This window comes from Anaeromyxobacter soli (assembly GCF_022808855.1).
GTDB lineage: Bacteria > Myxococcota > Myxococcia > Myxococcales > Anaeromyxobacteraceae > Anaeromyxobacter > Anaeromyxobacter soli.
Genome location: NZ_JAKZLF010000003.1, coordinates 156,813 through 177,681, shown reverse-complemented (window position 1 = coordinate 177,681; position 20,869 = coordinate 156,813). Strand labels below are relative to the sequence as shown.

22 protein-coding genes and 1 tRNA gene are annotated in these 20,869 nt (G+C 73.9%); 16 read left to right on the top strand and 7 right to left on the bottom strand.

Annotated elements, in window-relative coordinates:
• Positions 1 to 38: 38 nt before the first annotated feature.
• The 6 genes from gloA to MLV88_RS04180 all read right to left on the bottom strand — a co-directional run bounded on the left by gloA (position 39) and on the right by MLV88_RS04180 (position 4,371).
• Complete coding sequence (gene gloA / locus MLV88_RS04205; RefSeq protein ID WP_242338091.1) at positions 39 to 425, bottom strand: lactoylglutathione lyase; 387 nt, start codon at positions 423 to 425, stop codon at positions 39 to 41.
• Between the two features lie 121 nt (positions 426 to 546).
• Complete coding sequence (trxB, locus tag MLV88_RS04200) at positions 547 to 1,467, bottom strand: thioredoxin-disulfide reductase (RefSeq protein ID WP_242338089.1); 921 nt, start codon at positions 1,465 to 1,467, stop codon at positions 547 to 549.
• A gap of 16 nt (positions 1,468 to 1,483) precedes the next feature.
• The gene (locus MLV88_RS04195; protein WP_242338087.1) at positions 1,484 to 1,819 is read right to left on the bottom strand and encodes a thioredoxin family protein; all 336 of its coding nucleotides are present in this window, start codon (positions 1,817 to 1,819) and stop codon (positions 1,484 to 1,486) included.
• Between the two features lie 207 nt (positions 1,820 to 2,026).
• Positions 2,027 to 2,212, bottom strand: coding sequence for a hypothetical protein (locus tag MLV88_RS04190; protein WP_242338085.1), 186 nt, complete (start codon positions 2,210 to 2,212; stop codon positions 2,027 to 2,029).
• A gap of 141 nt (positions 2,213 to 2,353) precedes the next feature.
• Positions 2,354 to 3,706 (bottom strand): radical SAM/SPASM domain-containing protein, encoded by a 1,353-nt coding sequence (locus tag MLV88_RS04185; protein WP_242338083.1) that lies wholly within the window; start codon positions 3,704 to 3,706, stop codon positions 2,354 to 2,356.
• A gap of 17 nt (positions 3,707 to 3,723) precedes the next feature.
• On the bottom strand, positions 3,724 to 4,371 hold the full coding sequence (locus tag MLV88_RS04180; RefSeq protein WP_242338081.1) for a methyltransferase domain-containing protein: 648 nt from the start codon (positions 4,369 to 4,371) through the stop codon (positions 3,724 to 3,726).
• A 145-nt stretch (positions 4,372 to 4,516) separates the two neighbouring features.
• Here MLV88_RS04180 and chrA point away from each other — a divergent pair, with 145 nt between their 5' ends.
• The 16 genes from chrA to MLV88_RS04100 all read left to right on the top strand — a co-directional run bounded on the left by chrA (position 4,517) and on the right by MLV88_RS04100 (position 19,924).
• Positions 4,517 to 5,800 (top strand): chromate efflux transporter, encoded by a 1,284-nt coding sequence (gene chrA, locus MLV88_RS04175; protein ID WP_242338079.1) that lies wholly within the window; start codon positions 4,517 to 4,519, stop codon positions 5,798 to 5,800.
• 62 nt (positions 5,801 to 5,862) lie between these two features.
• Positions 5,863 to 5,936: transfer RNA gene (locus MLV88_RS04170), tRNA-Arg, on the top strand.
• 471 nt (positions 5,937 to 6,407) lie between these two features.
• The gene (locus tag MLV88_RS04165; RefSeq protein ID WP_242338077.1) at positions 6,408 to 8,378 is read left to right on the top strand and encodes a PxKF domain-containing protein; all 1,971 of its coding nucleotides are present in this window, start codon (positions 6,408 to 6,410) and stop codon (positions 8,376 to 8,378) included.
• A gap of 329 nt (positions 8,379 to 8,707) precedes the next feature.
• Entirely contained in the window at positions 8,708 to 9,181 is a 474-nt protein-coding gene (locus MLV88_RS04160; RefSeq protein ID WP_242356105.1) for a CBS domain-containing protein, read from the top strand.
• Between the two features lie 267 nt (positions 9,182 to 9,448).
• The gene (locus MLV88_RS04155; RefSeq protein ID WP_242338072.1) at positions 9,449 to 9,745 is read left to right on the top strand and encodes a hypothetical protein; all 297 of its coding nucleotides are present in this window, start codon (positions 9,449 to 9,451) and stop codon (positions 9,743 to 9,745) included.
• Positions 9,746 to 9,747: 2 nt separating this feature from the next.
• The gene (locus MLV88_RS04150; protein ID WP_242338070.1) at positions 9,748 to 11,058 is read left to right on the top strand and encodes a CCA tRNA nucleotidyltransferase; all 1,311 of its coding nucleotides are present in this window, start codon (positions 9,748 to 9,750) and stop codon (positions 11,056 to 11,058) included.
• Between the two features lie 19 nt (positions 11,059 to 11,077).
• On the top strand, positions 11,078 to 12,334 hold the full coding sequence (locus tag MLV88_RS04145) for a hybrid sensor histidine kinase/response regulator (protein WP_242338068.1): 1,257 nt from the start codon (positions 11,078 to 11,080) through the stop codon (positions 12,332 to 12,334).
• Between the two features lie 47 nt (positions 12,335 to 12,381).
• Entirely contained in the window at positions 12,382 to 13,431 is a 1,050-nt protein-coding gene (mnmA, locus tag MLV88_RS04140; protein ID WP_242338066.1) for a tRNA 2-thiouridine(34) synthase MnmA, read from the top strand.
• Positions 13,415 to 14,782: a MiaB/RimO family radical SAM methylthiotransferase gene (locus MLV88_RS04135; RefSeq protein ID WP_242360122.1), complete on the top strand. Its 1,368-nt coding sequence runs from the start codon at positions 13,415 to 13,417 to the stop codon at positions 14,780 to 14,782. Before mnmA ends, MLV88_RS04135 begins: the two co-directional genes overlap by 17 nt.
• Before the next feature lie 62 nt (positions 14,783 to 14,844).
• Positions 14,845 to 16,416, top strand: a complete 1,572-nt coding sequence (gene kamD / locus MLV88_RS04130; protein WP_242338062.1) for a lysine 5,6-aminomutase subunit alpha — start codon at positions 14,845 to 14,847, stop codon at positions 16,414 to 16,416.
• Entirely contained in the window at positions 16,413 to 16,961 is a 549-nt protein-coding gene (locus MLV88_RS04125; protein ID WP_242338060.1) for a hypothetical protein, read from the top strand. Before kamD ends, MLV88_RS04125 begins: the two co-directional genes overlap by 4 nt.
• Entirely contained in the window at positions 16,958 to 17,725 is a 768-nt protein-coding gene (kamE, locus tag MLV88_RS04120) for a lysine 5,6-aminomutase subunit beta (protein ID WP_242338058.1), read from the top strand. The genes MLV88_RS04125 and kamE overlap by 4 nt, the downstream gene beginning before the upstream one ends.
• The gene (gene kal / locus MLV88_RS04115) at positions 17,725 to 18,123 is read left to right on the top strand and encodes a 3-aminobutyryl-CoA ammonia lyase (protein ID WP_242338057.1); all 399 of its coding nucleotides are present in this window, start codon (positions 17,725 to 17,727) and stop codon (positions 18,121 to 18,123) included. Before kamE ends, kal begins: the two co-directional genes overlap by 1 nt.
• A gap of 71 nt (positions 18,124 to 18,194) precedes the next feature.
• Complete coding sequence (locus tag MLV88_RS04110) at positions 18,195 to 19,013, top strand: BKACE family enzyme (protein WP_242338055.1); 819 nt, start codon at positions 18,195 to 18,197, stop codon at positions 19,011 to 19,013.
• A 139-nt stretch (positions 19,014 to 19,152) separates the two neighbouring features.
• Entirely contained in the window at positions 19,153 to 19,425 is a 273-nt protein-coding gene (locus MLV88_RS04105) for an HU family DNA-binding protein (RefSeq protein WP_242338053.1), read from the top strand.
• A 10-nt stretch (positions 19,426 to 19,435) separates the two neighbouring features.
• On the top strand, positions 19,436 to 19,924 hold the full coding sequence (locus MLV88_RS04100; RefSeq protein WP_242338051.1) for a PilZ domain-containing protein: 489 nt from the start codon (positions 19,436 to 19,438) through the stop codon (positions 19,922 to 19,924).
• A 150-nt stretch (positions 19,925 to 20,074) separates the two neighbouring features.
• Here the strand turns inward: MLV88_RS04100 and MLV88_RS04095 are convergent, their stop codons facing one another.
• Positions 20,075 to 20,833 carry a hypothetical protein gene (locus tag MLV88_RS04095; RefSeq protein ID WP_242338049.1) on the bottom strand — a complete coding sequence of 253 codons (759 nt, stop codon included), beginning with the start codon at positions 20,831 to 20,833 and terminating at the stop codon, positions 20,075 to 20,077.
• Positions 20,834 to 20,869 lie beyond the last annotated feature (36 nt).

The window sequence follows — 20,869 nt, the reverse complement described above, 5'->3', positions numbered from 1 at the left end:
TCCCCACCTCGACGCTCGTCACCCGTCTCCTGGGGCGTTCAGGTCCCGCGCTGGATGAGCTCGACCTTGTAGCCGTCGGGGTCCTGCACGAAGGCGATGACGGTCGTGCCGTGCTTCATCGGCCCGGCCTCGCGGGTGACCACGCCCCCGCGCCGCTTGATCTCCGCGCACGCGGCGTAGGCGTCCGGCACCTCGAGGGCGACGTGGCCGTAGCCGCTGCCGAGATCGTAGGAGCTCGTGTCCCAGTTGTGCGTGAGCTCGAGCGCCGCGTGCTCGGACTCGGGACCGTAGCCCACGAACGCGAGCGTGAAGCGGCCGTCCGGGTAGTCCTGCCGGCGCAGGAGCTTCATCCCCAGGATCTCGGTGTAGAACGCGATGGAGCGCTCGAGATCGCCGACGCGGAGCATGGTGTGGAGGATGCGCACGATCGTCTCCTCGCCGCCGGTTCGAGGTCGCGGCGGTCGTGGATTAGCACGGGACCCGGGGAGACGCGACCACGGCGGCGTACGGCCCTCGCAGGGGCCGCACGCTCGCCCGCCGCGGCGCTCAGCGGAGATACTTCTGCGCCGCCAGGGCGGCGATGGTGCCGTCGGCCACCGCGGTGGTGATCTGCCGGAACCGCTTCACGCGGATGTCGCCCGCGGCGTACACGCCGGGGATCTCGGTCTCCATGTCGTCGGTCGTCTTCACGTAGCCGCTCGGGGCGAGCTTGACGTAGCGCGCGAGGAGGTCGGTGCGCGGTACCATCCCGATGAACACGAACACGCCGTCGGTCGGGAGCCGCTTTCGCTCCTGGGTCCGCAGCGCCTCGACCTCGAGCGCCTCGAGCGCCGTCTCGCCGTGGAACGCCCGCGGCTCGTGTCCGAACAGGACCTGGATCTTCGGGTTCGTGAGCGCCTCGCTCACCGAGGCCGGCTCCGCCTGGAACTGCTCGAACTGGTGGACGATGGTGACGCTCCGCGCGAACTGCGTGAGGAAGAGCGCCTCCTCCACGGCGGAGTTCCCGCCGCCGATGACGTGGATGTCCTTGCCCTCGAAGTAGGCGCCGTCGCAGGTCGCGCAGTAGGAGATGCCGCGGCCCTTGAACGTGTCCTCTCCCGGGACCCCGAGCGGGCGCGGCTTCGCGCCGGTCGTCACGATCACCGCGCGCGCCTCGACCGTCTCCGACTCGTCCAGCTCGAGCGTCTTCACGAAGGGCGCGAGGTCGTGCGCCGTGATCTCGACCGAGCGGCGGATCTTCGCGCCGAAGCGCTCGGCTTGCCTCGCGAACGCCAGCGAGAGCTCGGAGCCGTGGATGTCCTCCGGGAAGCCGGGGTAGTTCGACACCTTGTGGGTCGTCTTCACCTGCCCGCCCGGGATGCTCTCGTCGATCACGAGCGTCCTGAGCCTCGCGCGCGCCGCGTAGATGGCGGCGGTGAGTCCGGCGGGTCCAGCCCCGATGACGACGACGTCGTAGCGCTCGTTCATGGCCAGGAGCTCCCGCTCAGGTGAGCAGCGCCTCGACGGCGGACTTCAGCGCGGACCGCTTGATGTCCTCGCCGGTCATGCGCGCCCCCACCTCGCGCCCGCCCTTGAAGAAGACGAGGGTCGGGCTGCCGGTGACCCCGAGCTGCGTCGCGAGCTCGCGGTTGCCCTGCCGGAAGACCTTGAGGAACCGCGCCCTGCCCGCGAACTGCTCGGCGACCGCCTCGAACTTGGGCGCGAGCGCCTCGCAGGGCGGGCACTCGGTGGAGAAGAAGTCGAGCACGACCGGGGTCTCTGCCCCGAGCACGCGCTCCTCGTACTGCGCGGCGTTGATCTCCTCGACGGATGCGGCCATCGGACCTCCAGGCAGACCTCTCCCGTCCGGAGGATCCGGAGGCCGGGGGAGGTGAGGGTGGGAAAAGGAGCGGGGCGGACCCCGCGGTGCTTCAGTCGTGGCAGCCCGAGACGAGCGGGGATGCCTTGGCGCAGCACTGCGCGACCTTCTCCGGCGCGCAGCAGGTGGGCTTCTTGAGCGTGGTGAGCAGCTTCATCGCGCTCTCCTTCAGGGTGCGAGGTGGGACTCGATCTTCTCCTTCAGGGCGCGAGCGGCGTCGCAGTCCTCACACGGTGCGTCCGGCTTCACCTTGTGTGTCTGGCAAGTCGCGAGGCAGTTCACGAGCGACTGGACCATGATCCGCAGCTCCTTAGGGGAGAGCTGCAGGACCGTCTGCGTTGCCGCGGGGACCATGTGCGCCTCCAGGAACGGGTGCGTCGGATCCTCACGCCGTTGAGTACGAGCCGCTGAGGGCACGCGGGGTTCGCGACATGCGGTCGCAGGCGGGGTGGCGCCCCCCGGGATGTGACCCGGGACGGTCCGCATCCCGCCCGGTCAGGTATCGAGGCCGTAGTACCGCGCGCCCAGCCCGTAGAGCTCGACGACGGGGCGGCAGTCGGGCGCGAGCGGCGTCCCCTCCCGATCCCACGCGATGGCGCCGCAGCCACCGCCGCAGACCGGCGCGGAGGCGCACCCCGCGCAGCCCGGGATCGTGAGCGTGCTGCGCGACCGCCAGCGCGCGATCGCGGCCTCGTCCCGCGAGACGACCGGGTAGTAGCGGCCGAGCATGTGGGCCGGGTGGCCGACGGTCGCCGTGCAGCCGTACAGGCTCCCGTCGGGGCCGAAGGCCCACTCCTTCTTCGCCGCCGGGCAGGCGTCGAAGTTCGGCGCCGGCAGCTCGCCCGTGTCGGAGAGGTGGCCGATGCCGTGGAACCGCGGTCGGTGGAAGCGGCGGAGCACCGGGTGCGCCTCGGCGAGCTCGAGGTAGTGGGCCCAGAGCTCGACGCGATCGAAGAGGTCCTCGCGGCGCTGGCGCGAGGCGCAGCCGAACAGCTCGTAGTTCCGGCCCACCTGCGTCTTGAAGCGCGAGGCCGGCAGCTCGAGCCAGCCCTTCGCGTCCGCGAGCTCGGCGAGCTCCGGGAGCGCGGGCAGGTTCTGGCGATCTGCGACCACGCGCAGGTTCACGGGGATCCGGGCGCGGACGAGCGCGTCGATGCCCGCCACGATCCGGTCGAAGGTGCCTCGCCCGCTCGCGTGTGGCCGCCGCGCGTCATGGACCTTTCGCGGGCCGTCGAGCGTGACCTGCACCTCCTTGACCGGGCCCGCGGCGAGCGCGGGGAGGAAGGCCTCGAGATCGTGGCCGTTCGTGACGAACGCGAGCGAGAGGCCCCGCTCCCCCGCGCTGCGGAGGAAGTGTCCGATCCGCTCGTGGTGCGCGGGCGTGTCACGCAGCGGCTCGCCGCCGAAGAGCGTCACGTAGGGCCGCGGCGTCTCGGCGGCGTGGTTCGCGTCCACGTAGGCGAAGAACGCCTCGACCGCCTCCGGCCGCATGAGCGTCGCCGCGGAGGGGTCGAAGACCTCCTGGTAGCAGTAGGTGCACGCGAGGTTGCAGCCGAAGCTCGGGACCACGATGAGCTGCGTCGGCGCCCGCGCGGCCTCCTTCTCGAAGTCGGCGCGCGCGCGCGCGAGGAGCGCGCGGTCGTCGTCGTCGGACTCGACCACGAAGGCCGCGGCGCGGAGCGTCTCCTCGGGCAGCGACGCGGGGAGCGGCCCGCCCCGATCCAGCGCGCGGAGGGCGGCGGCGTCCTCGGCGGCGACGAGCGCGGCCTGGCCGGTGAGCGGCTGCACCAGGAGCACCTGGACGGAGCCGGGGATGGGCGCGACGAGGGTGGAGCGCGAGAGGCGCATCGAGGCCTTCTCCGGCGCTAAGGGCGCCGGCCCTTCACGGTGATCGAGAGGACGCGCACGCCGCCCTTCTCGTAGGGCGCCGTGCGGCGCAGCACGCTCACCTCGGCGAGGCCGGCCGCGGCGATGGCGGCGAGGTAGTCCGCCTCCGGGATGGCGCCCCCGTAGCATGCGGCCCAGGCGGCCGGGTCGTTGCGCACGGAGTCGGGGAGGGCGGTCTCCGAGACGACGTCGGAGACGACGAAGCGCCCGCCGGAGCGGAGCAGGCGGTGCACCTCCCGGTACACGGCGGCCTTGTCCGGCGCGTGGTTGATGGCGCAGTTCGAGACGACGACGTCGGCCTCGCCGTCCGGCAGCGTCACGGCGGCGAGGTCCGCGCGCACGAGCCGCACCTGCGCGAGGCCTCCCGCGAGCTCGCGCGCCGCCGCGATCATCGCCGCGTTCGCGTCGACGCCGATCGCGCGCCCGCCGGGGCCCACGGCCGCGGCCGCGCGCAGGAGCTCGCGCCCGCGGCCGCAGCCGAGATCCACGAGCGTCTCGCCCGCGCCGGGCGCGGCGTGCTCGAGCACGCTCCCGCAGGAGAGCGAGCCCGCCGTGCTGGCGAGGGGGGAGTACCGGGCCTCGAGCGCGCGGTCGAGGTGCGAGGGGGCGTCGCCGGGGAGGGGCATGTCGGGAGTCTCGCTCCCGGGAGAGCCAGCGGGAAGCGCGGAGGTTCGTGGCGACGGGACGAGGACCCTGGTATGCACACGCGGGTCGAGGGCGGCCACCACGAGGGGACGGCGCCGCCCGGTTTCAGCGTTCGGACACCTGACGATGCTGAGGGCGAGGACCGAGGGCCATCGAGGCGGCGAGCGGACCGCGACCGCCACCCGCGCGATCCCCACCCACTGGGAGCTCGCCCGCGCCTCGCTGTGGCTCGGCACGATCGGGTTCGGCGGCGGGGTGAGCGTGCTCGGGATGATCGGGCACCTCGCGGTCGATCGCCGCCGCTGGCTGACGGAGCGGGAGTTCGCCAACACCACCACCGTGTCGCAGATGCTCCCGGGCGGCGCCGCCGCGAACGCGCTCGCGCACGTCGGCCTCCGGCTGCGCGGGATGAGCGGGGCGCTCGCGGCGTACGTCGGCTTCGTGCTGCCGGGGGCGCTCCTCACGCTCGCCCTCGCGTGGGCCTACGTCCGGTTCGGCGTGCAGCCGCGCGCGGAGGTGGTCCTCTCGGGCCTCAACGCGGCCGTGGTGGGCATCGTGGCGGCGCTCGCGCTGCGCATGGTCCGGACGTCGATCGGACGGCCCTGGCAGATGGGCGTCGCGGCGGTGGCGCTCCTGCTCAGCATCGCCGGCGGGGCGGCCTCCGGCGAGATCGCGGCGCTCGGGATCGCCTCCGGGCTCGTCATCGACCTCATGCTGAAGCGCGCGCGGCTCGCCCGCATCCGCCGGGCGCCCCGCAAGCCGTCTCCGCCGGTGGCGCTGCCGGACGAGGGTCAGCCGCTCGAGCCGCTGCATGAGACGCGCGGCGCGGACGGGGGCGCTCCGCTCGCGGTGGTGGCTCCCCTCGGCCTCCTCACCCAGGCCGGCGTCGGCGGCCTCGTCGCGATCGGCGCGCTCTTCTTCCGCATCGGGCTCGGCGCGTACGGCGGCGGGTTCGCGATCGTGCCCCACCTGCACGCCACGGTGGTGGACGCGGGCTGGATCACCGAGCAGCAGTTCAGGAGCGCCATCGCCGTCGGGAAGCTCACCCCGGGGCCGGTGCTCCTCATGGCGACCTTCATCGGCTACGTCGCGCGCGGGTTCCCCGGCGCGATCGTGGCGACGGTCGGGATCTTCGCCGCGCCCTTCGCGCTCGTGGTCGTGCTCGGGGGCTGGCTCCTGCGCATGCGCTCGCGGCGGGCGATCCGCGCCGCGCTGCGCGGCCTCACCCCGGCGGTCGTGGGGCTCATGGCCGCCGCCGCGGTCACCCTCGGCGCGTCGATGCGCGGCCCCGCCGACGTCGGGATCGCCGTCGCCACCACGCTCACGCTGTCGCGCTTCCGGATGAGCCCCGTCCTCGTGCTCGTCACCGCCGGGGCCGTCCGCTGGGCCCTGACGCTGGCGGGGGTGTGAGGGGCACGTGCGCGTGGGCGTTCCGGCCTCCCCTGTGCTATATCCGCCGACCCGTAGTCGATGGCCCCGTAGCTCAGCTGGATAGAGCGGCGGTTTCCTAAACCGTAGGCCGTGGGTTCGAGTCCCGCCGGGGCCACTTCTCTCGTACGGGTTTTCTCGCAACGCGAGCTCGCGACTGCGGACGATCCAGCGACGACGAGCCAAAGTGACAGCGCAGTAGTTGCTCTCACGGTTCACCCCTGGGCGATGGTCGCGGGGGCATGACCCCCGCCCGCACTGTCCGTTAAGAGCGCCCCTTCCGGAGGTCGCCCGGTAGCCGGCGCGCCAGGTAGCCGGCGCGGCGTTTACGCCCCCGCCAGGCACCCCGCGTGTAGGTGACTTGGTTCCATGTGCTCTCGGTGCAAGCCTCTCCCCCACTGGCGTGCGTCCATACGGTCGCCCTGGACTCGAAGAGGTGGGCGCCTGCCCGCACGCACGAATCGATTGGCTCGTCTCGGTGGGGGTCCCAATGCAGCTCTGTTCTCGAAGGGTTCTCTGGCTCGCTTCGGCACTGATCGGCGCGCTCGCGGCGGCTCCTGCGCTAGGAGCCGGCGCGCCCCGATGCGAGGTGACTGCCAGGACGTCCGGCGATCAGTCCGTGACGGAGGGGGCGATCTCGGGTGGAACGTTCGTTCCGACGACGGTCACGCTCAACGCGGAGCCGTCACAGCCGAAGGCGGTCGCGTACTCGTGGGCTCAGGACGCGAACGACGCATACGCCGTCGTCCTGAGCGATCCCGGCGCCGCGAAGCCGACCTTCACCGCTCCCAACGTCCGGGCGGCGGGCACCACCCTCCACTTCACCGTGACCGTGAGGGGCTGCGACCCGCTCCAGACCCAGACCGCGACGACGACGGTCACCATCACGGACGTCAACAGCCCGCCGCTCGCCGCGGCGAGCGCCCCGTCGTCCGTGAACGAAGGTGACCTGTTCCTCCTCGACGGCCGCGGCTCGAGCGATCCCGACGGTGATCCGCTGACCTACCGCTGGGAGCGGGTCGTCGCGGGGAGCGTCGAGCAGGTCGGGACGACGGCGGCGGTCGAGCTCGCGGCGCCCCCGGTGCCTTACCCCGGCGGCGCCAGCTTCACGTACCGGCTCACGGTCTCCGACGGCTCGCTCTCGAGCTCGGCGGAGGTGGTCGTCACGGTCAAGTGGGTGAACGACCCGCCGGTCGCGAACGCCGTGTGCACGTCCCCCGTGAACGAGGGCGCCTCGATCCTGCTGGACGGCGCATCTCCCTCGAAGCCCTCCACGGATCCCGACGACGGCATCGCCTCGTACGCCTGGCGCCAGACCTCGGGCGGCCCGGACGCGAACCTCGCGGCGGAGGCGCTGTCGTACCCCGCGCTCGCCTTCGATGCGCCCCGGCTCACGGTGGGCCATGGCGACACGATGACGTTCGAGCTGAAGGTCACCGACAACGGCAGCCTGTTCAGCACCGACAGCTGCGAGGTCGTCGTGAAGGACGTGACCGCGCCGGTGCTGAACCCGCCGAACATCACGCGTGAGGCCACCTCGGCCTCCGGGGCGACCGTCGTCTTCTCGATCAAAGGCGACGACGCCTTCGACGGTGAGGTGCCGGCCGTGTGCGTCCCGCAATCCGGCACGACGTTCCCGCTCGGGGATAGCGTCGTGCAGTGCGCGGCGTCGGACAAGGCAGGGAACAGGACGGGAGCGAGCTTCACCGCGTCGATCGTCGACACGACGCCGCCGGACGTGACCGTCCCGGCGAGCCTCACGGAGGAGGCGACGAGCGCCGCGGGCGCCGCGGTGACGTTCGGCGCCTCCGCGTCGGATCTCGTCGACGGCGCCGTGACGCCCGTGTGCACGCCCGCCTCCGGCAGCACGTTCGCGCTCGGGACGACCACGGTCTCCTGCACGGCGACCGACGCGCACGGCAACGGGAGCGGCCCGAAGACGTTCACGGTGACGGTCCGGGACACGACCCCGCCCGCCGTCACAGTCCCCGGCGATCTCACGACGCTCGCGACGAGCGCGCAGGGTGCGCCGGTGTCGTTCGCCGCCTCCGCGACCGACCTCGTCGACGGCGCCGTGACGGCGAGCTGCACGCCGCAGTCCGGGAGCACCTTCGCCCCCGGCACGACGACCGTGTCCTGCACCGCGAGCGATTCCCGCGGGAACGCGGCGACGCCGAAGACGTTCACCGTGACCGTCCAGTTCGCGTTCCTCGGCTTCTTCCAGCCGGTGGACGACCTCCCGCTCGTGAACGCCGTGAAGAACGGCGCCACGGTGCCGGTGAAGTGGAAGCTGCAGGGGCAGGGCGGGGTCGAGATCACCGACCTCTCGGCCGTCGACCTGAAGAGCACGAAGGTCCAGAGCATCGCCTGCGCCGCGCTCACCTCGCTCGAGTCGCAGATCGAGCTCACGACCACCGGCGGCACGGCGCTCCGCTACGACTTCACCGCGGCGCAGTACGTGCTGAACTGGCAGACGCCGAAGCTGCCCGGCACCTGCTGGCGTCTCGACCTCGTCCTCGCGGACGGCTCGACGCGGAGCGCGAACTTCAAGCTGAGGTGAGCCGCGGCCCTCCGTCCGGCGCCCGCGCTGCCGGCGCGGGCGCTTCTGGACGTGCGCACCTGGCGAAGCCGCCCGATCTCGACGCGCTGGGCAGGTTGCTCGAGGGCGAGCCGCAGGACCCTCCCGCGCTCCCGGGAGCGCCCTGGCTCCGTGCCGCCGCCAGCTCGCCCGGCGCGGTGTCCCGGACGGCGGCGGATGAGCCCGGCAGACGGCCGCCGGCCGGCGCGCTGCCGGACGTGCGGAGGACGCGCGCCCCACCGCGCGCTCACTCGCGCCGGCACGTTGCAGGGCCGGCGCGCACGCCGCAACGTCCCGTGCGGGAGACAGTCGTGAAGCGCCCGAGGAGCGAGGGCGAGGAGGATCCGATGGCCAGGGTGGAGACGGTGATGAAGTCGGCGATGTGCTGCCGGCCTGACGACACGGCGCGTGACTGCGCGCGCCTCATGAAGGAGGAGAACATCGGCTTCGTGCCGGTCTGCAACGAGGCGGACGAGCCCGTCGGCACCATCACGGATCGCGATCTCGCGCTCCGGATCCTCGCCGAGGGGCGCCTGCTGGATGCGAAGCTCGAGGACGTCATGACCCCCGAGGTCGTGAGCTGCAAGATCGGCGACGACCTGCGTGACGCCGAGCGCCTCATGCGCGAGCACCGCAAGTCCCGCATCATGGTCTGCGACGAGGAGGGCAGGTTGCAGGGCGTCATCAGCCTGTCGGACATCGCCGAGGAGGAGGACGAGGAGGTCGCGGGGCGCACGCTGCGCGAGGTCGCGTCGCGCGAGATCTCCCAGCCGCACGCGTCGTAGCGCGCGGACGGCGGCGCGGGGGCGGGGGCGCCCTGCGCCGGCCCGGCTCGCGCTCCGAGGGGGAGGTCGGCCGTCTCAGCTCCCCGACGCGGCGCTCGGTTCGGCGAGTGTGCCGCTCCGGCGTCGGCGGAATCTCCCGGCGAGCGAGCCGAGCCCCTGCGTACCCGCGCGGAACCGCCCGATACCACCGGGCGCGCCCGCGCTTCTCCGCTTGCACGCGCCCACGCGGGGCGGCATGGTGGCGGCGCAGCGGGGAGGGGGACGCCGATGGACGACAAGCTCGCGCCGGGACACCTGTCCCTCCGCATCCAGGAAGGCCTCCGCGGCCACCACCTGCTGTTCGACGCGGACCAGATCCGGGAGGCGTTCGCCGTCGCGGATCGCGCGGTCGCCCGCGAGGACGCCGACGAGGTCGGCGAGGTTCTCCTCTCGATCTGCCGCGATCCGCTGGAGGTCGCCCGCCTCGCGGTCGAGGGGCTCGCGCCCGACGCGCGGCTCGCCCTCATCCGGCTCTACTTCCGGCTCCTGGACCGCGCGGAGCAGGAGCGCGGCCTGACGCACTGACGATGCCGCTCCCGGACGCCCTCGCGCGCGCGACGTTCCCGGAGCCCGTCCTCCACGTCCTCCGCCGGCTCGGCGCGGCGGGACACCGGTCGTGGCTCGTCGGCGGCGCGGTCAGGGATCTCCTCCTCCATCACGGCCGCGACGCGAACGACTTCGACGTCGCGACCCCCGCGCGGCCGGACGAGGTCGCGGCGCTCTTCCCCAAGGTCATCCCGACCGGCATCGAGCACGGCACGGTGACCGTGCTCGTGGGCGGCGAGCCGATCGAGGTGACGACCTTCCGCGGCGAGGGCGCGTACACGGACGGCCGCCGGCCCGAGTCGGTGACCTTCCACGAGGACCTCGAGGCCGACCTCGCGCGCCGCGACTTCACCATGAACGCCCTCGCCTTCGACCCGCTCGCCGGCGAGCTGCGCGATCCGTTCGGCGGCGAGGCCGACCTCCGGCGGCGGCTCGTCCGCGCGGTCGGGGATCCGGTCGCCCGCTTCGGCGAGGACGGCCTGCGCCCGATGCGGGCGGTCCGCTTCGCCGCCCAGCTCGGCTACGAGCTCGACCCCGCGACCCAGGCCGCCATCCCCGGCGCGCTGCCCGTCGTCCGCAAGGTCTCCCTGGAGCGCATCGCCGACGAGCTCACGCGGCTCGTCGTCGCGCCCGACGCGGCCCGGGCGGTCGAGCTCATGCGCACCACCGGCCTCCTCGAGACGGTCCTCCCGGCGCTCGCCGCCCGCCCGGCCCCGGAGGTGAGCCACGCGGTCGCGGTCCTCGCCGCGACGCCCGCCGAGCCGGCGCTCCGGCTCGCCGCGCTCCTGCACACGCTGCCGGCCGGCGACGTCGGACGCACGCTCCTGCACCTGCGCCTGTCGCGGCGGATCTCAGACGACACGGCGGCGCTCGTGCGCGCGCACGCTTGCCGGCTCGCAGGGCGGGGGCACGCGCTCCCGGCGGCGGCCGCGGAGGTCAGGCGCTGGCTCGCCGCGGCAGGGCCCGCGCGCGCCGCGCCCCTCCTCGACCTCGCCCGCGCCGAGGCCGCAGCGCTCGCCCCCGACGAGGCGGAGCCTGCGCAGCGGGAGCTCGAGGCGCTCACCGAGACGATCGCCCACATCCGGCGCGCCGGGGATCCGCTCACGCCGCAGGAGCTCGCGCTCGACGGGCGCGCGGTGATGCGGATCCTGGGCGCCGCTCCGGGACCGCACGTCGGCGAGGCGCTCCGTCACCTGCTCGAAAGGGTGCTCGAGCACCCCGAGGAGAACGACGAGGAGCGGCTCACCGTCGCGCTCCGTCGATGGTGGGACGCGGAAGGCCGAAGCTTATAATGCAGGCGGGGCGAACGACATGCCGCGCCGCGTGCTGTGCATCGAGGGAGACGCCGACGTCCGGGCGCGGGTGAAGTCCCGCCTGGAGCAGGACGGTTACGCCGTCGACACGAGCGCCTCCGGGCTCGAGGGCATCGAGCGCGCCCTCACGTCCCGGCCCGACCTCATCCTCGCCGACGTCCACCTGCCGGACCTCGAGGGGTTCGAGCTCGCCGCGCGCCTCAAGCGCGAGAAGGCGCTCGAGGAGGTCCCCATCGTCGCGGTGGGCGAGTCGCGCGACGATCACGACGTCGCGCTCGCGGCGGGCGCGGACGGCTTCCTCGAGCGCGACCGCCTCGACGGGACGCTCTCCGAGGAGGTCCGCGAGTTCCTCGCGGGCAAGCGCGAGCGGCTCCCCGCGGAGGGCGAGCGAGAGCGGCTGCGCGCGCTGTCCGGCCTCATGGCCTCGCACCTCGAGTCCGCCGTCAGCGGCTCCCGGCGGGCGAACGCCCGGCTCGTCGAGGCGGACGCGCTGAAGAGCGCGTTCATGCACAACCTCGCCCACGAGCTCTCGACCCCCCTCACGCCGCTCGCCGGCTACCTGCGCATCCTCTCGTCCGAGAAGCTCGGGCCCATGTCGCCGCAGCAGCGCCGGATCGTCGACTCGATGATCCAGTCGGTGACCCGCCTCACCCGCATCGTCGACAACCTCTCCGACTTCGCGAGCCTGGAGGCCGGCCAGGCACCCGTCCTCGAGGGACCGGTGGATCCGGACCAGCTCGCCGACGACGCCGTCGCGGAGCAGCGCTCGATGATCCGCGACGCGCGGCTGCACGTCGTGGTCGCGCACGGCGGAGGCGGGGTGGTGATCGCCGATCCGCGCAAGCTCCGCCAGGCCGTGGCGAACCTCGTGTCGAACGCGGTGAAGTTCTCGCCCCACGGCGGCGAGGTGCTGGTAGAGGTCACGCGCCCCCCAGGCAAGGTTCGCTACACCGTGTACGACCAGGGGCCGGGCATCCGCGGCGGCGAGCAGGAGCGGATCTTCGAGCCGCTCCACCACGCGCACGCGCGCGGGCGGGACGACGCGCGCGCGCCGGGCTCGGGCCTCGGCCTGCCGGTGGCCCGCCGCATCGCCGAGGCGCACGGCGGGCGCGTCTGGGTGGAGAGTCCGCCGCGCACCCAGCCCGGCTCCCTCACGCGGCAGTTCACCGGCTCGAAGTTCGTGCTCGAGATCCCGGTGCGGCCGGCCGATCGGCCCGCGACCGGCAGCACCACGCCCGCCGCCACCCTCGCTTGATCCGGCGGCCGGAGGCGGGTACACCGCCCGCCGAGGCCTCTCGACCGATGCGCGTCCTCGTCGCCCTCTCCGGGGGAGTCGACTCCTCCACCGCCGCCGCGCTCCTCGTCGCCGAGGGGCACGAGGTCATCGGCGTGTCCATGCGCGTCGCCGACTACTCGGACGCCCGGCGCGGCCGGTCCTGCTGCGCCCCCGACGATCTGGAGGACGCGCGGGCCGCGGCCCGCCGGCTCGGCATCCCGTTCTACGTCGCCAACGTGGAGGCGCGCTTCCGCGAGCGGGTCATCGATCCCTTCGTGCGCGACTACGTCGAGGGCCGCACCCCGAACCCGTGCGTGGCGTGCAACTCGGACGTGAAGTTCGACTGGCTGCTCGCCCGCGCGCGCGCCCTCGGCGCGAAGCTCGCCACCGGCCACTACGCGCGCGTCGAGCGGCGCGGCGGCCGCCTCGCGCTCTGCACCGCGGGCGATCCGGCGAAGGACCAGACCTACTTCCTCTACGGCCTCGGCCAGGACGCGCTGCGCGACGTGCTCTTCCCGGTCGGCGACCTCGCGAAGCGCGACGTCCGCGCCGCCGCGGCGCGGGCGGGGCTCCCCAACGCCGGGAAGGCGGAGTCGCAGGAGATCTGCTTCGTGACGCAGGGCGACGCCGGCGACTTCGTCGCGCTCCGCGCGCCTGGGGAGGTGCGGGCGGGGGAGATCGTCTCCACCGCGGGCGAGGTGCTCGGGCGGCACGACGGCGTGCACCGCTTCACGGTCGGCCAGCGGCGCGGGCTCGGGATCGCCGGCCCCGCGCCGCGCTACGTCGTGCGCCTCGAGCCGGAGGCCGCGCGGGTCGTGGTGGGCAGCTCCGAGGAGGCGTCTCGCGATCGCTTCGAGGTCGCGGAGGTGCGCTGGGTCGCGGGCGCGCCGCCGCCGGGCGCGCTCTCCGCGCGCGTGAAGATCCGCCACCGCCACGAGGGCGAGCTCGGGACGGTGACGCCGTCGGGCGGCGGGGCGGAGGTCCGGCTCGCGCGGCCCGTCCGCGGGGTCGCGCCGGGCCAGGCGGCGGTCTTCTACGGCGGCGACGAGGTGCTCGGCGGTGGACGCATCGTCTGAGCCGCTCCGCCCGCGGGTGGCGATCATCGCGCTCGGCTGCCGCGTGAGCCGGGCCGACGCGGACGCCCTCGCGAGCGCGCTCGGGGACGGCCTCTCGGTCGCGCGCGCCGGCGAGCGCGCCGACGTGGTCGTGGTGAACACCTGCACCATCACGGCCGACGCCGACGCGGCCGCCCGTCAGGCGATCCGCCGGGCCGCGCGCGATCACCCGGGGGCGGCCATCGTCGCCGCGGGGTGCTACGCGCAGGTCCGTCCCGAGGTGCTCGCCGCGCTGCCCGGGGTCGCGGCGGTGATCGGGGCGCGCTCGCAGGCGGAGGTCGCGGGCACGGTCGCCCGGCTGGTCGCGCGCGGCCCGGGCGCCGTCGCGCCGGGGGCGCCCGGCGAGCGGGTGGGGGAGGCCGCCGCGGCCCTCGCGGCGGAGTGGGGGAACGCGCCGCTCGTCCGCGCCCGTCACACCCGCCCGTTCGTCAAGATCCAGGACGGCTGCGACGCGCGCTGCAGCTACTGCGTCGTGCCGCTCGCGCGCGGCGGCTCGCGCTCCCTCCCGCTCGACGAGGCGCTCCGCCGGCTGGCGCTGCTCGGCGCGCGCAACCCCGAGCTCGTCCTCACCGGCGTCCACCTCGGCGCGTACGGCCGCGATCTCTCCCCGCGCTCCTCGCTCGCGGAGCTCGTCCGCGCGGCCGTCCACGGTGGGCTCGCGGCGCGGCTCCGCCTCTCCTCGATCGAGCCGCTGGAGGTCCCGCAGGAGCTCCTCGCCGACCCCGAGGTGACTCCTTCACTGTGCGCGCACCTTCACCTGCCGCTCCAGAGCGGCTCGGATCGCGTCCTCGCCGCCATGCGCCGGCCGTACCGCGCAGACGGCTACCGCCGCGCCGTGCTCGAGGCGGCCGCGCGCCTCCCCGGCGCGTGCCTCGGCGCCGACGTCCTCACCGGCTTCCCCGGCGAGACCGACGCGGACCACCGCGCCACCGTCGCGCTCGTCGAGGCGCTCCCGCTCGCGTATCTCCACGTCTTCCCGTTCTCGCCGCGGCCCGGCACGGACGCCGCGGCGCTCCCCGGCGCAGCGCCCGCGGCGGTCGCTCGGGCCCGCGCGCGGGAGCTCATCGCCCTGTCCGACCGCCGGTGGCGGGCCTTCCTCGGCGGCCTGCGCGGCCGGGAGCTGGAGGTCGTGGTCGAGCGGGTGGAGGACGGCGTCGCGCGGGGCACCTCGCGCGAGTACGCGACGGTGCGGTGGGCGGCCGATCCGGCGGCAGGCGACGCGCGCGGCGCCCTCGTCCGCGTCCGGGTCCGCGGCGACGACGGGGAGGTCTGCGGGGGCGTCCGGACGGACCCACCTCCGCGCTCTTCGTGACGCCCCGCCGAGGCCCGGCCGGAACCTTGCCCTCGTGGGCCGTCCGGCCTAATCCATGCGCCATGCTGCTCCCCGACGGCCGCCAAGTCCCGGACCTCCCGCTCGATCGCGCCGTCGTCGACCGCTGCCGCGCGCTCGCCGACCAGGTCACCGCCCAGGTGCTGGAGTTCGTGGGCCGCCACTCGACCGTCTCGATCGAGCGCACGGTGCTGCGCCTCTACGGCCTGCACGACGCCGGCCCGCGCGGCGTGCCGCTCGTGAACCTCGCGGTGGACGCGCTCCACGAGAAGCGGCTCCTCGGGCGCGGCGCGGCCTACTGGATGGGCTACGCGCTGCGGCGCGGCGCGACCGATCCGATGGGTGTCGTCGAGCGGCTCGTGGCGCTGCCCTCGAGCCCCGAGCCGCTCCCCGAGGCGGAGGAGCGGGCGATGCTCGAGGAGATGCGCCGCGAGGCGCGCGCGAACGTGGACGAGCTCCGCGCCCGCGTCCGCCGGCGCGACGCGCTCAGGGACGAGCTGGGCGTCGGCCCGCGGCCCCACAAGTACCTCATCGTCGCGACCGGCAACATCCACGACGACGTGGAGCAGGCCCTCGCGGCGGCCCAGTCCGGCGCCGACGTCATCGCGGTGATCCGCTCGACGGCGCAGTCGCTCCTCGACTACGTGCCGCACGGCGCCACGACCGAGGGGTACGGCGGCACGTACGCGACGCAGGAGAACTTCCGCATCATGCGCGAGGCGCTCGACGACGAGTCGCGCCGCCTCAGGCGCTACGTGCACCTCACGAACTACTCCTCCGGGCTCTGCATGCCGGAGATCGCGTTCGCCGCGGCGTGGGAGCGGCTCGACATGCTGCTCAACGACGCGATGTACGGCATCCTCTTCCGCGACATCAACATGAAGCGGACGCTCTGCGATCAGTACTTCTCGCGCCGCATCTGCGCGCTCGCGGACGTCGTCATCAACACCGGCGAGGACAACTACATCACCACCGCGGACGCGGACGAGGCGGCGCACACCGTCATCGCCTCCCAGTTCGTGAACGAGAGCTTCGCCCACCGCGCCGGCCTCCCCGACCGGCTCATCGGCCTCGGCCACTCCTTCGAGATCGATCCGGCGCGCGAGGACACCGTCGCCCGCGAGTTCGCGCAGGCGCTCCTCGTCCGCACCCTCTTCCCGGAGGCGCCCATCAAGTACATGCCGCCCACGAAGCACAAGCAGGGCGACATCTTCTTCAGCCACGCGTACGACGTCATGGCGGACGTCGTGGGCTACGTGACGGGGCAGGGGATCCAGCTCCTCGGCATGATGACCGAGGCGATGCACAACCCCTTCCTCATGGATCGCTACGTCGCGCTGAAGAGCGCCGACTACGTCTACCGGGCCTGGCGCTCGATGGGCGCGGAGATCACGTTCCGCCCCGACGGCATGGTGCAGCGCCGCGCCCAGGAGACGCTCCGCGAGGCGCTGGCGCTCCTCGAGGAGGTCGCCCGCGACGGGCTCTTCCGGGCCATCGGGAAGGCGCGCTTCGGCGACGTCGCGCGCGAGGAGGACGGCGGCAAGGGGCTCGCCGGCGTCCTCGAGCGCGGCCCCCGCTACTTCAACCCGTTCCTCGAGATCATGGAGGCGAGATGAGCCACTCCGCGTTTCCGCGCGCCACCCGCGCCGCCCTCGTCCTCTGCGTCGCCGTCGCGACGCTCTCCGGGTGCGCCACCGTCCGCCAGGCGCTCTCGCCCGCGCCGAGGGGCGTGCCGAGCGGGAGGGACGGCTGGCTCGTCTACTCGGTCCACGCCCTCCGCTTCGAGGCGCCCGCGGCCTGGGGGGCGTCCGGCGGCGAGCAGCACCTCACCCTCGAGGCGCCGGACGGCAGCGCGCGGATGGAGATCTCGACGCCGGGCACGAGCTACGCCGACGAGCAGGCCTGCCTCGCCGGCGCCGAGGAGTTCCTGAAGCGCGGAGCGGCGCTCGAGCGCGTGCGCCGGCACCCGACCCGCCTCGCCGGCGTCAGCGCCGTCACGCTCGAGGGCGACTCCGGCGGCTGGCACGTCTGGGCGTACGCGGCCTGCGACGGCGGCACCCAGTACCAGCTCTTCTTCACCGCGCGCTCGCCCGCGGCCGCCGAGGCGGTGGAGGCGTACCGCACGCTCGTGCAGAGCGCGAAGATCGGAGGGCAGGCGTGAGGCCGCGCGACTGGGAGCCCGGGCAGATCGTCCGGCCCTACGGCGACCGCCGCGACGACGGCGTCGTGCAGCTCTCGTTCGTCCTGCCCGTGCCGCCGGGGGAGCGCGCGCGGGAGGCCGCGGCCGAGCTCGCCCGCAAGATGGGGATGGACCAGGTGCACGTCGCCTCGATGGAGCCGGCGGCGGAGCAGTACACCTTCTTCGTCGTCTACGGCCGGACCTCGGTCTCGGTGGACTACGCCGCGCTCTCCGTCCCCGAGGTGGTCGTCCGGAAGAAGGGCTTCGACGAGCTGAACGAGTACGCGCTGCGCGAGGTCGGGCGGCGGATGGTGGTCATCGGCGCGTGCACCGGCTCCGACGCGCACGCGGTCGGGATCGACGCGATCATGAACATGAAGGGCTTCGCCGGCGACTACGGGCTCGAGCGCTACGCCTGCTTCGAGGCGGCGAACCTCGGCGCGCAGGTGGAGAACGCCCAGCTCGCGCGTGTCTGCAAGGAGCGGGAGGCGGACGCGGTGCTTGTCTCGCAGGTGGTGACCCAGCGCGACGTCCACAAGGAGAACGCGCGGCAGCTCCTCCGCGAGCTCGAGCGGCTCGGGATCCGCGGCCGGGTGACGGCGATCCTGGGCGGGCCGCGCATCGATCACCGCCTCGCCGTCGAGCTCGGCTACGACGCCGGCTTCGGCCCGGGCACGAGGCCGTCGGAGGTGGCGAACTTCATCGTCGGCGCGGTGCTGAAGCGCATGGGCAAGGAGATGCACTGATGCCGCTGCACGAGAAGGTGACCCTCCGGCTGCGCATGTCCCAGGCGGACGCGCACTACGGCGGCGCGCTCGTCGACGGCGCGCGGATGCTCGCGCTCTTCGGCGACGTGGCGACGGAGCTCCTCATCCGCCACGACGGCGACGAGGGGCTGTTCCGCGCGTACGACGCGGTCGAGTTCCTCGCGCCCGTCCACGCCGGCGACTACGTCGAGGCCGAGGGCGAGATCGTGAAGGCGGGGAACACCTCGCGCGCGATGCGGTTCGAGGCGCGGAAGGTCGTCTCGCCTCGCCCGGACCTGTCCGACAGCGCCGCCGAGGTGCTCGCGCCGCCGGTGGTGGTCTGCCGGGCGACCGGCACCTGCGTCGTCCCCAAGGACAAGCAGCGGTTCCCGAGGTAGAGGTGCGTTGATCCGGCGACATCCGTCATGAACGGGCGAGGGCGCGGCCCGTTGCGGTAGGAGGAGCCACGATGGCCGAGAAGGTGATCGTCACCGCCGCCGTGGTCGGCGCAGAGGTGACGCGCGAGCAGAACCCCGCCGTGCCCTACACGCCCGCCGAGATCGCGCGGGCCGCCGTGGACGCTTGGCGCGCCGGCGCCGCGGCGGTCCACCTGCACGCGCGCTGGCCGGACGGCCGCGCCTCGCAGCGGCCCGAGCACTTCCGCGAGATCATCAACCGCATCCGTCAGGCGGGCAGCGACGTCGTGATCCAGTGCTCCACCGGCGGCGCGGTCGGCATGTCCGTGGACGAGCGGCTCGGCTCGCTCGTGGACGGCGCCGAGATGGGCACCCTCAACCTCGGCACGATGAACTTCGGGGACGAGGTCTTCCAGAACGCGCGGCCCGACATCGTCCGGATCGCCGGGCGGCTGCGCGAGCGTCGCCTCGTCCCGGAGTGCGAGGTCTACGACGCGGGGATGCTCGACACGCTCCGCTGGCTCCTCGAGAAGGGCCACCTCGCCGCGCCCTATCACGTGCAGTTCGTGCTCGGCGTGCCGGGCGGCATGTCCGCGAGCGAGCGCAACGTCCGGTTCCTGCTCGAGGGGCTGCCGGAGCCCACCCACTGGAGCATCGCCGGCGTGGGGCGGTTCCAGCTGCCCATGGCCGAGCTCGCGCTCGCGCTGGGCGGCCACGTGCGCGTCGGCCTGGAGGACAACCTGTACGCCGCGAAGGGCGTCCTCGCGAAGGGCTCGGACGCGCTCGTGTCGCTCGCGGTGGACCTGGCCGCGCGCGCCGGGCGCGAGCTCGCGACGCCGGCGGAGGCGCGGCGCATCCTCGGCATCGCCTGAGGTGCCGCCCGGGGAGGGCCCGGCCGCGGGCCGCGCTCGCTCCGGCGGCGCGGGCGGGGCGTCGCGTGTCAAGCCGGCGCGTCGCTTGACCGACCCGCGGGGCCGAGGCTAGCTTCCGCTCCCTCTCCCGGGGAAACGCATGACGAAGGCGGAGCTCATCGAGAAGGTGCAGGCGGCTCACGGCGATCTCTCGCGGCGCCAGGTGGGCCTGCTCGTGGACACGCTCTTCGAGCACCTCGCGAAGGGCATCCGCAAGGACAAGCGGTTCACGATGCCCGGCTTCGGCACCTTCGCCGTGAAGAAGCGCGCCGGCCGCGTCGGTCGCAACCCGCGCACGGGCGCCGAGATCCGCATCGCCCCCACCAAGACCGTCGGCTTCAAGCCGGCGCCCGAGCTCAAGAAGTCGCTCTGAGGAGCCTCTCGTGACGACCCTCGCCGCCTGGCTCTCCGCGTTCCGGACCCTGCACGAGAAGGCCCGCAAGGGCACGCTCGTGGGGATCGAGCGGGACGACTACCACGCCGGCCGCGACGAGCTCGCGCGCGCCCTCCTCGCGGCGCAGCGGCTCACGGTCGCCCAGGGGCAGCCGCCGCGCCAGGCGATCCGCGTCGCGCGCGCCCTCCAGCTCGATCTCGATCTCCTCACCTCGCGTGAGCGCGCCATCACGCTCGACCTCTCGACCGGGGGCTTCTCCTGCCTCCTCGCGAAGGCGCCGCCGCTCGGCGACGAGGCCCGCTTCTCGCTGCGGCTGCCCGGCGCCGAGGCGCTCTCCGGCCACGCGCGCGTCACCGACGCGAAGCCGAACGCGGGCAACGTCCGCGTCTCGTTCCAGATGATCGGGCTCTCGCCCGAGGAGCGCGAGCGCGTCGAGCTGTTCGTGTTCGACACGCTGCTCGCGCAGCTCGCGCCGTAGCTGGCCGTCGCTTCGCGGCGCCGTCCGGGCCGCACGTCGGGACGCGGCCGGGCGGCTCCTCTCGACGGCCCGCTGGTCCCAGAAAAGACCGCGGGGCGCCCCCGTCGCCGGAGACACCCCGCGGGACCGCTGCGGCCCACCCGCTGCGGCTCAGCGCTTCGCCAGGAGCTCGATGTCGGCGTCGAGCTGGAACGACCACATCCAGTCGCTGCCGCCCGGCTGCACCTTCGAGTTGAGGAAGAACACCGGCCCGGTGAGCAGCGCCACGGACGGCGTGAAGTAGAACGCGGCGCCCGCGCCCACCGCGCCGAGCGCGCTCTTCCCGGTCATCACGTCGGCCGAGGGGACGATCTTCTGCAGGCCGGGCGCGCCGATCTTGAGCTCCGGCCCCGTCCAGCTCGCCATGAAGCCGGCGTTCTCCTTGCCGCCGTTCTCGTCCACGAGCAGCTTGTCGTTGAGGCCGTAGTACCCGCCGACCGCGAGCGTCCCGACGACGGGGAACGTCTTCGACGCCGTCGCGTGCAGGATGTCGTAGTCGTTCACGTCCTTCTCGAACCCGAGGCTCTGGATCCCGAAGGACAGCCCCGGCGCGACGGCGCCGAGCGCGCCCTCCGGCACGGCGAGCTTCGCGTTGAGGAGGAACCCGTTCTTCGTGAACCCCGGGTAGAACAGATCGAACCCGATCTCGCCCTGCAGCTTCTCGAACGGCAGCACGCCGAGCGTGAGGCCGGTGTCGATCTGGTAGGCGCCGCGCTCGGCGAAGTACGTGTCGTACGTGAGGTGCGGCACGAGGTACGGCTGCACGTAGGTCGTCGCCGGGCTCCAGAACACGGTGGAGGGCGTGGCCAGGGCAGCGGGGGCGGCGACGACGAGCGCGGTGAGGACGAGCGCCTTCAGGACGGTCTTCATCGAGGATCTGTCTCCGGGGTGTGTGGGAGCTGCGAC